Source organism: Ideonella alba, assembly GCF_018069845.1.
In the GTDB taxonomy this organism is placed as follows: domain Bacteria; phylum Pseudomonadota; class Gammaproteobacteria; order Burkholderiales; family Burkholderiaceae_C; genus Ideonella; species Ideonella alba.
In genome coordinates this window covers 142,985-155,400 of sequence record NZ_JAGQDD010000002.1, presented here as the reverse complement: position 1 = coordinate 155,400, position 12,416 = coordinate 142,985, and the positions used below count along the sequence as shown (strand labels likewise).

The 12,416-nt window shown below is 70.1% G+C and carries 13 protein-coding genes; 11 read left to right on the top strand and 2 right to left on the bottom strand.

Translation table 11 applies throughout. The annotated features are described in order from the left end of the window. The 6 genes from motB (at position 1) to KAK03_RS04360 (ending at position 3,812) form a co-directional block, all read left to right on the top strand. Positions 1-936, top strand: coding sequence for a flagellar motor protein MotB (gene motB, locus KAK03_RS04385; protein WP_210851965.1), 936 nt, complete (start codon positions 1-3; stop codon positions 934-936). 31 nt (positions 937-967) lie between these two features. Beyond that, positions 968-1,366, top strand: a complete 399-nt coding sequence (cheY, locus tag KAK03_RS04380; protein ID WP_210851964.1) for a chemotaxis response regulator CheY — start codon at positions 968-970, stop codon at positions 1,364-1,366. A gap of 28 nt (positions 1,367-1,394) precedes the next feature. Continuing rightward, complete coding sequence (locus tag KAK03_RS04375) at positions 1,395-2,027, top strand: protein phosphatase CheZ (RefSeq protein WP_210851963.1); 633 nt, start codon at positions 1,395-1,397, stop codon at positions 2,025-2,027. 7 nt (positions 2,028-2,034) lie between these two features. Continuing rightward, positions 2,035-2,406, top strand: a complete 372-nt coding sequence (locus KAK03_RS04370; protein WP_210851962.1) for a hypothetical protein — start codon at positions 2,035-2,037, stop codon at positions 2,404-2,406. 52 nt (positions 2,407-2,458) lie between these two features. Then, positions 2,459-3,028, top strand: coding sequence for a protein phosphatase CheZ (locus KAK03_RS04365; RefSeq protein ID WP_210851961.1), 570 nt, complete (start codon positions 2,459-2,461; stop codon positions 3,026-3,028). A gap of 61 nt (positions 3,029-3,089) precedes the next feature. Beyond that, positions 3,090-3,812, top strand: a complete 723-nt coding sequence (locus KAK03_RS04360) for a class I SAM-dependent methyltransferase (protein WP_210851960.1) — start codon at positions 3,090-3,092, stop codon at positions 3,810-3,812. Between the two features lie 170 nt (positions 3,813-3,982). Here KAK03_RS04360 and KAK03_RS04355 read toward each other — a convergent pair whose 3' ends face one another. Next, positions 3,983-4,618, bottom strand: coding sequence for a response regulator (locus KAK03_RS04355; protein ID WP_210851959.1), 636 nt, complete (start codon positions 4,616-4,618; stop codon positions 3,983-3,985). Then, positions 4,615-5,781: a hybrid sensor histidine kinase/response regulator gene (locus KAK03_RS04350; RefSeq protein ID WP_210851958.1), complete on the bottom strand. Its 1,167-nt coding sequence runs from the start codon at positions 5,779-5,781 to the stop codon at positions 4,615-4,617. The genes KAK03_RS04355 and KAK03_RS04350 overlap by 4 nt, the downstream gene beginning before the upstream one ends. Before the next feature lie 185 nt (positions 5,782-5,966). On the opposite strand from KAK03_RS04350, the gene KAK03_RS04345 reads away from it, so the two are divergent. The 5 genes from KAK03_RS04345 to KAK03_RS04325 are packed head-to-tail and all read left to right on the top strand — an operon-like array spanning position 5,967 to position 12,414. Then, the gene (locus KAK03_RS04345) at positions 5,967-6,434 is read left to right on the top strand and encodes a hypothetical protein (RefSeq protein ID WP_210851957.1); all 468 of its coding nucleotides are present in this window, start codon (positions 5,967-5,969) and stop codon (positions 6,432-6,434) included. 43 nt (positions 6,435-6,477) lie between these two features. Further along, positions 6,478-6,840 carry a response regulator gene (locus tag KAK03_RS04340; protein ID WP_210800928.1) on the top strand — a complete coding sequence of 121 codons (363 nt, stop codon included), beginning with the start codon at positions 6,478-6,480 and terminating at the stop codon, positions 6,838-6,840. A gap of 52 nt (positions 6,841-6,892) precedes the next feature. Then, positions 6,893-9,049: a chemotaxis protein CheA gene (locus tag KAK03_RS04335; protein WP_210851956.1), complete on the top strand. Its 2,157-nt coding sequence runs from the start codon at positions 6,893-6,895 to the stop codon at positions 9,047-9,049. A gap of 52 nt (positions 9,050-9,101) precedes the next feature. Then, a complete protein-coding gene (locus KAK03_RS25355; RefSeq protein ID WP_310738472.1) occupies positions 9,102-10,673 on the top strand; it encodes a methyl-accepting chemotaxis protein in 1,572 nt (523 codons plus the stop codon). Positions 10,674-10,683: 10 nt separating this feature from the next. Beyond that, the gene (locus KAK03_RS04325) at positions 10,684-12,414 is read left to right on the top strand and encodes a methyl-accepting chemotaxis protein (RefSeq protein WP_210851955.1); all 1,731 of its coding nucleotides are present in this window, start codon (positions 10,684-10,686) and stop codon (positions 12,412-12,414) included. Positions 12,415-12,416 lie beyond the last annotated feature (2 nt).

Sequence of the window (12,416 nt, the reverse complement as noted above, 5' to 3'; positions counted from 1 at the left end):
ATGGCTGGCGACGCGAAGAAGCTTCAACCGATCATCGTCAAGAAGGTCAAGAAGGGCGGCCACGGTGCCCACGGTGGCGCCTGGAAGATCGCCTATGCCGACTTCGTGACGGCGATGATGGCCTTCTTCCTGCTGATGTGGCTGCTGGGCTCGACCACCGAGGGCGACAAGAAGGGTCTGCAGGACTACTTCCAGTCGCCGCTGAAGGTGGCCCTGGGCGGCGGCAGCGGCTCGGGCGATTCATCCAGCGTGATCAAGGGCGGCGGCGAGGACATCACCCGCAGCGGCGGTCAGGTCAAGCGCGGCGCGGTGGAGGCGCCCAAGCGCACCTTCAACCTGCAGGCGCTGAAGGCCGAGCAGATCCGCGCCGAGGCCCAGCGCCTGGAGGAGCTGAAGAACACCATCGAGCAGCGCATGGCCGGCAGCGAGAAGTTCAAGGCCATTTCCTCGCAGGTGCGGCTGGACATGACCCGCGACGGCCTGCGCATCCAGATCGTCGACGACCAGAACCGGCCAATGTTCGATTCCGGCTCGGCGGTGGTCAAGCCCTACATGCGTGAACTGCTGCGCGCCATCGGCGAGCTGCTGGGCGAGGTGCCCAACCTGCTGACCCTGGAAGGCCACACCGACGCCCAGCCCTTTTCAGGCGGCGAGCGCGGCTACAGCAACTGGGAGCTGTCCGCCGACCGGGCCAACGCCAGCCGGCGCGAGCTGATCCTGGGCGGTCTGGAGGAGCGGCGCGTGCTGCGCGTCCAGGGCCTGGCCAGCAGTCAGCTGTTCGACAAGGACAACCCCAATGCGCCCACCAACCGGCGCATCAGCATCATCGTCATGAACCGCGAGGCCGAGGACCGGGTCTTCAAGCCCGAGGTCCAGGCCGATCCCCCGCCCGCCGAGGACACCCCGGGCTCAAGCCCGGCCGCCAGCGACCGATAAACGCCTCATTCCCCCCGTACCGAGGACCGCCATGAGCCATCCCAGTGATCTGAAGTTCCTTGTCGTCGACGACTTCTCGACGATGCGCCGCATCGTGCGCGGCCTGCTCAAGGAGATGGGCTGCAACAACGTCGAGGAGGCCGAGGACGGCCAGGTGGCGCTCAACATGCTGAAGAACGCCCGCTTCGACTTCGTCGTCAGCGACATCAACATGCCCAACATGAACGGCTTCGAGCTGCTCAAGGCCATCAAGGCCGACGACAGCCTGAAGCAGCTGCCGGTGCTGATGGTCACCGCCGAGGCGCGCAAGGAGGACATCGTCCTGGCGGCGCAAAGCGGCGCGGCCGGCTACATCGTCAAGCCCTTCACCAAGGCGACGCTGGAAGAGAAGGTCCAGAAGATCCTGCAGAAGCTGGCCACGCCGGCCTGACCCCTTCCTCCACGCCCGGGAGCGTCCCATGAAGATGGAAGATCTGACCACGCTGGCCCCCACCGAGCCACTGACGGTATCGCCCGAGGTGTTCCAGCAGCTGGGCTCGATCACCCGGCTGCTGCACGACACGATGCAGCAGCTGGGCGTGATGCCCAAGCTGCAGGTCGCCGCCGATGGCCTGCCCGATGCGCGCAGCCGCCTGAACTACATCGCCAACAAGACCGCCGACGCGGCCAACAAGGTGCTGAATTCGGTGGACCAGGCCAAGGCCGACCACCACCACATCAGCCAGGCCACGCGCGAGCTGGCCGAGGCGCTGGTCAGGGACCCGGTGCGCGCGGTCGCCTCGGGCCGGGTGATGAACTTCGTCAAGGATGTCGAGGACAGCACCAGCCGCATCGACGGCCACCTGACCGACATCATGCTGGCCCAGGACTTCCATGACCTCACCGGCCAGGTGGTGGCCAAGGTCGTGACCCTGGCCAACGACCTGGAAGACAGCCTCGTCAAGCTGCTGCTGCAGGTGGTGCCGCCCGAGCAGCGCGACAAGGTCGACCCGGCCGTGCTGCAGGGCCCGGTCGTGGCGCCGGAAGGCCGCGCCGACGTGGTGGCCAACCAGGGCGAGGTCGACGACCTGCTGGCCAGCCTGGGCTTCTGAGGCTGCCGTGATCACCGAGGCGCACGCCGCCGACGAGACCGCGCTGCCCGCCGACGAGGCGCCGCACTGGTTGCTGCCCCGCCAGGCCGGAAGACCCGTCGAGTGCCTGCGAAGGATCCAATGGATCTGCCAGGAGGTGCCCGACCTGTTCGAGGCGGTGCTGCTGATCTGCGCGACCCACCAGGGTGTGCCGCGGGCCAGCCTGGCCGCCGCGATCCAGCGCTACCACCCGGCGGTGGCCGGCCTGGGCGTCGATGACGTGCAGGGTCTGGTCAACGGCCTGCTCAACGGCGGTCGAGACGGTCTGGAAGCCGTGCACCGCAGCCGCAAGAACGGCGCACGGCGACAGTCGCCGATGCCTTTCCTGCGCCCGGACTGAGCCCGCCGAACCGCCACCGCCCCCGACACAACACCACCGAGAAGGCACTCCCATGCTGCCCGATCCCTCCCATCACACCGCCCCGGGTACCTGGGTCAAGCCCGAGCTGCGCCAGGCCGTCCGCGAGGTGCCCGACGCCTGCGAGCGCCTGGAGTACGTGGGCAAGATGACCGAGCAGGCGGCCAACCGCGTGCTGGCCCTGATCGACGAGGCCAAGCCCGCCTGCGACGAGGTCCGCCGCCGCGGCCTGGAGATCGCCGAGGCGATGCGCCGCCTGGCCGAGTCGCCCGAGATCGACACCGCCCGCTCGCGCGTGATGATGAAGCTGTGCGCCGACTACGCCGCCAGCGCTGCCGCCTTCGCCGACGACCAGAACCGGGTGCTGACCGACGTGATGCTGGCGCAGGATTTCCAGGACCTGTCGGGCCAGGTGATCGGCAAGGTGATGCGGATCCTGTTCCGCGTCGAGGACGAACTCAAGCATGTGCTGGCCGACGGCGACCTGCCGGACCCGGTCAGCGCGATGAGCGGCGCCACCGAGGATCTGGCCGGCGTGCAGGTGCCCGACCGCGCGCTGCAGCAGGACGACGTCGACGACCTGCTGGCCTCGCTGGGCTTCTGAGCCCGGCCTCGCCCGCTTTTCCCGGCGCCCGCCCTGTGCGGGCGTCGTCACAATCGGCCCGATGTCACTCGTCTGGCCCCTTCCTGCGCTGCTGACCTGGGCTGCGGCCTGGGCGCTGTTCCTCGCCCTGGGTGCCGCGGGTCTGCCGGTCGTCGGCTTCGGTCTGGCGCTGGGGCTGTCGGCCCTGCTGGCCTGGCGCGGCGCCACCGGCATGCGCCGGCTGATCCTGTTTGCCGGCTTTCCGCTGTCGGTGCTGGTCGCCGGCCAGGTGGCCATCCCGCCGCTGGCCTGGCTGCTGCCGCTGGCCCTGCTGGCCCTGCTCTACCCGGTGAACGCCTGGCGTGATGCGCCGCTGTTTCCCACGCCCACCGCGGCCCTGCGCGGCCTGGCGGCCGCGGCACCCCTGCCCCCGGGTGCCCGGGTGATGGACGCCGGCTGCGGCCTGGGCGACGGCCTGCTGGCGCTGCGCGCCGAATACCCCGGTGCCCGGCTGGAAGGCCTGGAATGGAGCTGGCCGCTGGCCGTGCTGTGCCGGCTGCGCTGCCGCTTCGCCCGGGTGCGGCGCGGCGACATCTGGCGCGCCGACTGGTCGGGTCTGGACATGGTCTACCTGTTCCAGCGGCCCGAAAGCATGCCGCGGGCGATGGCCAAGGCCCAGGCCGAACTGCGCCCCGGCGCCTGGCTGGTCAGCCTGGAGTTCGAGGCGGTGGGCTGGACGCCCGCGGCGCGCCTGGAGACCGTGCCGGGCAAGCCGGTGTGGGTCTACCGCGCGCCTTTCCATTGAGGATCGGGCCGGCCCGCGCGGCCAGCGCCGGGCCCTCCCCACGGCCTCGCAGAGCTCGGACGGCTCGGCAGGCGCCAGGCCGTCCGCAGGACGCCCTGGCGTCCTGGCTCGCCCCAAGCGGCCGCGCACCCTCTCGGAGGGTGGCGCGGGTACCCCCGCGCCGGGTGTCCTCATTCACCGACCAGGCCGTTGCGGATCGCGTAGACGGTCAGCTCGGAGTTGTTCGACAGGCCCAGCTTCTCCAGCACCCGGGCGCGGTAGACGCTGACGGTCTTGGGGCTGAGCATCAGCTCGTTGGCGATGTCGGCCAGGCGCTTGCCGCTGGCGATCATCACCAGCGTCTGCAGCTCGCGGTCGGAGAGCTTCTCGTGGGCATTGGCCACCTCGGGGGCGGTCAGGCTCTCGACCAGCATCTGGGCGATCTCGGGCGTCACGTACTTGCGGCCCTGCGCCACGGTGCGCACCGCCTGCACCAGCTGCGCCGGATCGCCACCCTTGTTGACATAGCCGAAGGCGCCGGCCTTGAGCGCCCGGATCGCGTACTGGTCCTCGGGGTACATGCTGACCACCAGCACCTTGATCGGCGAGCCCTCGTCCTTCAGCACGTGCAGCACGTCCAGGCCGCTGCGGCCGGGCATGTTGATGTCCAGCACCAGCACGTCGCAGCGTTCCTGGCGCATCAGCGCACGCAGCTCGCCGTAGTCGCCGGCCTCGCCGATGACCTCGATGTCGGGCGCATCCGACAGGGTGTCGCGGATGCCGCGGCGGATCAGCGCGTGGTCGTCACAGATGATGACGCGGGTCATGGCTCCCCCCAGGCGGACGGGTCGTGTCCCACCTCGCCGAACAGTCCCGGATCCGGCGCCCCCGGTTCCTCGTCGGCCGTGGCCTGGCCGTCGAGCGGGATCGACAGGATCAGTGTGGTGCCGCCGGCGCCGCTGGACAGATCGACCCAGCCGCCCACCGTGCCCGAGCGCTCGCGCAGGCCGCGGATGCCGAAGCTGCGCGTCTTGGCCAGGTCCTCGGGCGACAGGCCGCGGCCGTTGTCGGCCACCTCCAGCGACAGCACGCCGCCGGCCAGAGTCAGGTCGATCGCCACCCGCGTGGCCTGGGCATGCTTGCTGATGTTGGTCAGCGCCTCCTGGGCGGTGCGGTAGGCGACCAGCGGCACGCCGGCCGGCAGCGGCGGCAGGTCCTGGCTGGCGCGGAAGCTGCACGCGATGCCGGTGCGGCGCTCGAAGCGCGTGGCCATCCATTGCAGCGCGGCCACCAGGCCCTGCTCCAGGATGGCCGGGCGCAGGTTGTGCATGATGCGCTTGCTGGCCTCCAGCGCGTGGGTCAGCGTCTCGGTGGCGGTCTCCAGGCGCTGGCGCACCTCGGGCGTGTTCTCGCCGATGTGGCGGCCCAGCCAGGCCAGATCGAACTTGAGGGCGGTCAAGGAACCACCGACGTCGTCATGGATTTCCCGGGCGATCGCCGCGCGCTCCTGCTCGACCGTGGTCTGCAGGTGCTGGGCCAGCTCGGACACCCGCTCGCGCGAGGCCGCCAGCGCCTGGTCGGCAGCGCGCCGGGCGCGCTCGCTGGCGTGGGCGTCGATCGCGTGCTCCACCGCCGGCGCCAGGCGGGCCAGGTTCTGCTTGAGCAGGTAGTCGCTGGCGCCGTTGCGCATGGCCGCCACCGCGACGTCCTCGCCGATCTCGCCAGACACCAGGATGAAGGGCGGCGGCTCGGCCATCTCGCGGACGATCTCGAGCGCGCGGATGCCGCTGAAACCCGGCAGGTTGTAGTCGGACAGCACGATGTCCCAGGATTCGGACAGGGCAGCGCGAAAGGCGGCTTCGTCCTCCACCCGGGTGGCCAGCACCGTCAGCCCGGCACGCTGCAGCTGGGCCATGGCCAGCGCATGGTCCAGGTCGGAATCCTCCAGGTGCAGCACGCGCAGGGGTGTTCGAACGGCTAGGGCCTGCATACCGCAAGTATGGCCCAGCCTGGGCCGCCGGGTTGAGCCCCCCTGTCGCGCGAAATGCGGCCGGAATGCCGGGGTCATCGACGCAACGCCGGTCCGGGTGCTGCCGAAGAATCCATGACAACTCCCCGGATGGCGACCGCCACCTCGGGGGCCTCCCACCCATGCACGACTCGCGTGGAACGCCGATGCAACTCAACGAGACTCCGCCACCGGACCCCGGCGCTGCCCTTCCGCTGCTGATGGCCGCGGACCTGCAGGACCACCTGATGGTGGCCAGCAACGATCTGGAGCGCCTGCAACGTCTGCTCGACGACGCCAGCGAGACGCTGTCGGGGCACTTCTACGGTGCCACCGACCGCATCAAGCACGTGCTGCGCGACCTGGCCATCCTGGCCGAGGGTGGCGACGACGACGGCGCGCTGAACCAGGCCATGACCGAACTCGCCGGGGCGATCACCGCGCTGCAGTTCCACGACATGGCCACGCAGCTGATTGCCCACACCCACCGACGTCTGCGCAACTGCGCGGACCGCATCGCCGCCGAGGCGATGGGCGAGGACCCCGAAGGGGAAACCATCGTCGAGGAAGGCCCAGGCCGACCGAATCCCGTGACCCAGGACGAGATGGACGCCGGGTCCATCGAACTCTTCTGACCCACCCATCCCGCCTGCACCGAAAGATTTCTGGAGAACTGCCATGCACTCGATCCTTGCCGTTGACGACTCTCCCTCGATGCGCCAGATGGTGTCGTTCACGCTGAAGAACGCCGGTTTCAACGTCGTTGAGGCGGTGGACGGCCAGGACGCCTGGGAAAAGGCCAACCAGCGCGACTTCAACCTGGTGCTGACCGACCAGAACATGCCCCGCATGGACGGCATCAGCCTGGTGAAGAAGCTGCGCGAGAACCCGAAGTTCAAGGGCACGCCGATCCTCATCCTGACCACCGAGTCCAGCGACCAGATGAAGCAGGCTGGCCGCGCCGCGGGCGCCACCGGCTGGCTGGTCAAGCCCTTCGACCCCGCGAAGCTGATCGAGGTGATCGGTAAGGTCATCCGCTGACCTGCGCCAACGGACCTGCACGGCCCGCCACGACAACGACCAGGAGCCTCCCATGGCCGACACCATGCACCACGAATCCGGACAGACCGGCGCCGGCATCGACCTGAGCCAGTTCTACCAGGTCTTCTTCGAGGAAGCCGGCGAGAACCTCGAGCTGATGGAGCAGAAGCTGCTCGAGCTCGACGTCACCGCCGCCGACGACGAGGAACTCAACGCGATCTTCCGCTGCGCGCACTCGGTCAAGGGCGGCGCCGCCACCTTCGGCTTCAACGACGTGGCCGAGCTGACCCACCAGATGGAGACGCTGCTGGACAAGCTGCGCCGCCACGAGCTGACCCCCACCACGGCCATGGTCGACGTGCTGCTGCAGGCCGGCGACGCGCTCAAGAGCCTGCTCGCCCGCCACCAGGCCGGTGGCGCCGGCGAGGCCCTGGACACCCGCGACCTGGTCGCCCACATCCGCGCGCTGGCCGATGGCGGCGCGCCTGCTGCCGCCGCCGCGCCCGCGCCGGTGGCAGTGGCCCCGGTTGCGGCCCCGGCGGCCCCGGCGGCGCCAGCCGCTGCGTCGGGCAGCGCGGTGCGCACGCTGGAGCTGACCGTCGGCCCGCTGGACGATCCCGCACAGGCCGACAACCTGGCCGAGCTGTTCAAGGAGATCACCGACCTGGGCAGCATCGAGCCGCTGGACGCCGGCCGCGACGCCGACGGCATGCGCCGCTTCAAGATCACCACGGCGAGCAGCGACGACGACCTGCTCGACCTGTTCACCTTCCATGTGGCGCGCGAGCGCATGCAGCTGCAGCCACTGGGTCCCGGCTACGGCTTCCACGACGGCAACCCCGGCGCGCCCGCCGAGGTCGCCCCACCGGCCGTCGATCCGGGCTATGGTTTCTTCGATGATGCACCGGGCTCGCCGGGCGCCAGCGCCCCGGCACCTGCCGCCGCCACGCCCAGCCCGGCCGCGCCGGCCGCTGCCGCGCCCGCGCCGGTCGCACCGAAGCCCGCCGCCCCGAAGGCCGAGGCCAAGAACGCCGGCCAGGGTCTGGACTCGTCGACGCTGCGCGTGTCGGTGGAGAAGGTCGACCAGCTGATCAACCTGGTGGGTGAGCTGGTCATCACCCAGGCCATGCTGGCCCAGAACAGCCGCGACAGCGACCAGCAGCTCAGCCAGCAGCTGCTGTCGGGCCTGACCGACCTGGAGCGCAACACCCGCGACCTGCAGGAAGCGGTGATGTCGATCCGGATGATTCCGATGTCGATGGTCTTCAACCGCTTCCCGCGCATGCTGCGCGACCTGGCCAGCAAGCTGGGCAAGAAGGTCGAGCTGGTCACCCAGGGCGAAGCCACCGAGCTGGACAAGGGCCTGGTCGAGAAGATCACCGACCCGCTGACCCACCTGGTGCGCAACAGCTGCGACCACGGCATCGAGCTGCCGGCCGAACGCCTGGCCAAGGGCAAGCCCGAACACGGCACCGTCACCCTGGTCGCCTCGCACCAGGGCGGCTCGATCGTCATCGAGGTGCGTGACGACGGCAAGGGCCTGTCGCGCGCCAAGCTGCTGGCCAAGGCCCGCGAGCGCGGCATCGACGCGCCCGACAGCCTGAGCGACCAGGAGGTCTACGGCCTGATCTTCGCGCCGGGCTTCTCCACCGCCGAGGTGGTCACCGACGTCTCCGGCCGCGGTGTCGGCATGGACGTGGTGAAGAAGAACATCACCGCGCTGGGCGGCTCGGTCGAGATCGACTCGGCCGAGGGCTACGGCATGAGCGTGCGGGTGCGCCTGCCGCTGACGCTGGCCATCATGGACGGCATGAGCATCGGTGTCGGCGAGGAGGTCTACATCCTGCCGCTGTCCTCGGTGGTCGAGTCCTTCCAGGTCGACAAGTCGATGATCAAGACCATCGGCGGCACCGGCCGCGTGGTCGAAGTGCGCGACGAGTTCATGCCGGTGATCGACCTGGAGCGGGTCTTCGATGTGCCGCGCTTCGAGTTCGACAACGTCTCCAACATCATGGTGGTGGTCGAGGCCGAAGGCGGCCGCGTCGCCCTGCTGGTGGACGAACTGCTCGGCCAGCAGCAGGTGGTGGTCAAGAACCTGGAAGCCAACTACCGCAAGGTCAACGACGTGTCGGGCGCCACCATCATGGGCGACGGCCGCGTGGCGCTGATCCTGGACGTCGGCGCCCTGGTGCGCCGCTCGCGCCACTGAGCACCGCCCGCCGCTTCCTCCCGCGCTCCTCACGCATTACCTGGAGTCTGTCTTGTTCAACGCCCTGATGCCCCTGATGCGGCGATTCTCCATCCGCCTGCGAATGCTTGGCGCGATCGGTGTCGTCCTCGGTCTGTTCGCCCTGGTCGGCGTGGCCGCGCTGGTGGGCGGCCGGCACCTGTCCTCGCTGAGCGAGGAGTTCATGCACCACTCGGTCGCCGAGATCAACAACGCCTCGGCGATGCACACCCACCTGGGCGAGATGCGGCTGCATGAGCGCAACATGCTGATCGACTACGAGGACGGTGTGGCCGTTCTGGCGCACCGCGAGAAGTGGCAGAAGGAAGCGGCCTCGCTGCGCCAGTTCCTCAATGCCATGCTCGAAGGCGAGGAAGACGAGGACAACCCGCTGGCCCGTCATGCGCTGGCGGAACTGGATGCCTACGTCAAGTTCGGTGAGTCGCTGCTGGTGCGCATCCAGGACGGTGCCTACGACAACGCCCGTGCCGCTGACAAGATGTTCGCCCGTGGCAAGCAGCACATCGAATCGGTCGATGCCGATCTGACCAAGATCGATGCGATCCTGCAGTCCGAGGTCGAGGAGACCCGCGCCGCCTTCGACGCGCAGATGCAGCGCACCACGCTCGCCTTCCTGGCCGTGCTGGCGATGGCGGTGTTCGTCGTGGTGCCGCTGACGCTGGCCAACTCGGCCTCGATCACCCGGCCGATGGTGCAGGCCCGCGAGGTGGCCCTGGCCATCGCCGACGGCGATCTGACCCGCCGCATCGACGCCCGCGGCCACGACGAACTGGCCGACCTGCTGCGCGCCCTGGACCAGATGCAGGGCGGCCTGGGCCGCATCGTCGGCCGCGTCCGCGAAGCCAGCGAGAGCATCCGCATGGGCTCGGGCGAGGTGGCCTCGGGCAACGCCGATCTGAACCAGCGCGCCGAACAGGCGGCGAGCAGCCTGCAGCAGACCGCCAGCTCGATGGAAGAGCTGACCGGCAGCGTGCGCCACAGCGCCGACAACGCCCAGCAGGCCAGCGGCCTGGCACAGGCTGCCACCGGCGTGGCCAGCCACGGCGGCGAGGTCGTCGCCCAGGTGGTGCAGACGATGAACGAGATCAATGCCGCCTCGCACCGCATCGCCGACATCATCGGCGTGATCGACGGCATTGCCTTCCAGACCAACATCCTGGCGCTCAACGCCGCGGTGGAAGCCGCCCGCGCCGGTGAATCGGGCCGCGGCTTCGCGGTCGTGGCCGGTGAGGTGCGCAGCCTGGCGCAGCGCAGCGCCGACGCGGCGCGCGAGATCAAGCGCCTGATCGGCGCCAGCGTCGAACAGGTCGAGAACGGCACGCGCCTGGTGGGCGAGGCCGGCACCACGATGCAGGACATCGTCGCCTCGGTCCAGCGCGTCAACGACATCATCGGCGAGATCTCCCACGCAGCCGCCGAGCAGAGCCGTGGCATCGGCCAGGTCAACGCCGCCGTCACCGACCTGGACCGCGTGACCCAGCAGAACGCCGCCCTGGTTGAGCAGAGCACCGCCGCCGCCGAACACCTGCGGGGTCAGGCCAGCACGCTGGCCGAGGTGGTGGGCTCCTTCCGTCTGCCCGCCTGAAAGGACTGACATGCAGGAGTTGCTGCGTCGCCTGAGCATTCGCCAGCGTCTGCTGGGCAGCATCGTGCTGCTGGCCGTGGCCATCATCGTGCTGGGCCTGTGGGCCGCCTGGTCGCTGCGACAGCAGCAGGACCATGGCGCAGCCCTGCTGCAGCGCCAGGCCGAATTCACCGCCGGCGACGCCGGCATCCGCCTGGCGCTGGAGCATATCCAGCGGCTGGAGCAGGGTGTCCTGCTGGCCGGCAACAACGCCGTCGAGGCTGGCGAGACCCAGGCAGCCTGGGCCAAGGCCGTCGAGACCGCACGCGCCGCGCTGGCCAGGCTGGCACAGGGCGAACGGGCGGCGCTGCTGGCACCGGCCCGCGAAGGGTTGGAGGGCTACACCAAGGAAGTCCGCGACGTGCTGCAGCAGGTGGTGGATGCCAAGATGGATTCGGCGGCCGGCTACGCCTATGCGCAGCGGGCCGCCCAGTCGCTGGAGCAGGCCCGGCAGGCGGTGCAAGCCTGGTCGCAGGCGGAGAAGACCGCGCTGGAGGCCCAGGAGGCCGAGGCCATGGCCACCGCGCAACGCCTGTCGATGCTGCGCCTGGTCGCCGTGCTGCTGCTGCTGGCCGGCTTCATCGGCCTGATGTGGGCCACCACCCGGTCGATCACCGATCCGCTCGGCCACGCCACCGCCGCCGCTGCCGCAGTGTCCGATGGCGATCTGACCCGGCGCCTGGACAGCCAGGGGTCGGACGAGGTCACTCGCTTCATGCGGACCCTGTCATCGATGCAGGAGGCGCTGCGCGCCATCGTCTCCCAGGTGCGCGACAGCGCCGACAACATCCGCGTCGCCAGCGCCGAAGTGGCCAGCGGCAACCTCGACCTGTCCCAGCGCACCGAGCGGGCGGCGGGCGATCTGCAACAGACCGCTTCGCACATGCAGCAACTCACCCACATCGTGCAGTCGGGCAGCGAGTCGGCCCGCCAGGCCAGCGAACTGGCCAGCTCGGCCAGCGAGGTGGCCCGCCGTGGCGGTGAGGCCATGGGGCGGGTGGTGCAGACCATGGATGAGATCGCCCAGGCCAGCCGGCAGATCGCCGACATCACCAGCGTGATCGACGGCATCGCCTTCCAGACCAACATCCTGGCGCTCAATGCCGCCGTCGAGGCAGCACGGGCCGGCGAGCAGGGCCGCGGCTTCGCGGTGGTGGCCGGCGAAGTGCGCACGCTGGCCCAGCGCAGTGCCGACGCGGCGCGCCAGATCAAGCAGCTGATCGGCCGCTCGACCGAGCGTGTCGAGAGCGGTTCGTCCCTGGTGCGCGAGACCGGCCAGACCATCGACGAGATCGTCGGCTCGGTCCAGCGCGTCACCCAGATCGTGCAGGAGATCGCCGCCAGCAGCCAGGAGCAGAGCAGCGGCATCGGCCACGTCAGCGAGGCCATCGGCAGTCTGGACCTGATGACGCAGCAGAACGCCGCGCTGGTCGAGCAGGGTGCCGCCGCCGCGGCCAGCCTGCGCCAGCAGGCCGAGAGCCTGAACACGCTGGTGGCCACCTTCCGCCTGGGCGATGCGGCGCCAGCCCCGCGCCACGCCGCCCCCGTGGACGCAGCGCCGCCGGCCCCGAAGCCCGCCGCGGCCGTCGCGGTCACTCCCGCGGTCGTCCGGCGCCCGTCGCCCGCCGTGGCCCCGGCACCGACCGCCCCCGTCCCCGTCGCCACCGCCACCGCCGGTGACGACGACTGGACCACGTTCTGAAC

Bases quoted from the DNA above. Each gene is read 5' to 3' on its own strand.
- motB (WP_210851965.1), top strand. From the start codon at position 1: ATGGCTGGCGACGCGAAGAAGCTTCAACCGATCATCGTCAAGAAGGTC.
- cheY (WP_210851964.1), top strand. From the start codon at position 968: ATGAGCCATCCCAGTGATCTGAAGTTCCTTGTCGTCGACGACTTCTCG.
- KAK03_RS04375 (WP_210851963.1), top strand. From the start codon at position 1,395: ATGAAGATGGAAGATCTGACCACGCTGGCCCCCACCGAGCCACTGACG.
- KAK03_RS04365 (WP_210851961.1), top strand. From the start codon at position 2,459: ATGCTGCCCGATCCCTCCCATCACACCGCCCCGGGTACCTGGGTCAAG.
- KAK03_RS04360 (WP_210851960.1), top strand. From the start codon at position 3,090: ATGTCACTCGTCTGGCCCCTTCCTGCGCTGCTGACCTGGGCTGCGGCC.
- KAK03_RS04355 (WP_210851959.1), bottom strand. From the start codon at position 4,618: ATGACCCGCGTCATCATCTGTGACGACCACGCGCTGATCCGCCGCGGC.
- KAK03_RS04350 (WP_210851958.1), bottom strand. From the start codon at position 5,781: ATGCAGGCCCTAGCCGTTCGAACACCCCTGCGCGTGCTGCACCTGGAG.
- KAK03_RS04345 (WP_210851957.1), top strand. From the start codon at position 5,967: ATGCAACTCAACGAGACTCCGCCACCGGACCCCGGCGCTGCCCTTCCG.
- KAK03_RS04340 (WP_210800928.1), top strand. From the start codon at position 6,478: ATGCACTCGATCCTTGCCGTTGACGACTCTCCCTCGATGCGCCAGATG.
- KAK03_RS04335 (WP_210851956.1), top strand. From the start codon at position 6,893: ATGGCCGACACCATGCACCACGAATCCGGACAGACCGGCGCCGGCATC.
- KAK03_RS04325 (WP_210851955.1), top strand. From the start codon at position 10,684: ATGCAGGAGTTGCTGCGTCGCCTGAGCATTCGCCAGCGTCTGCTGGGC.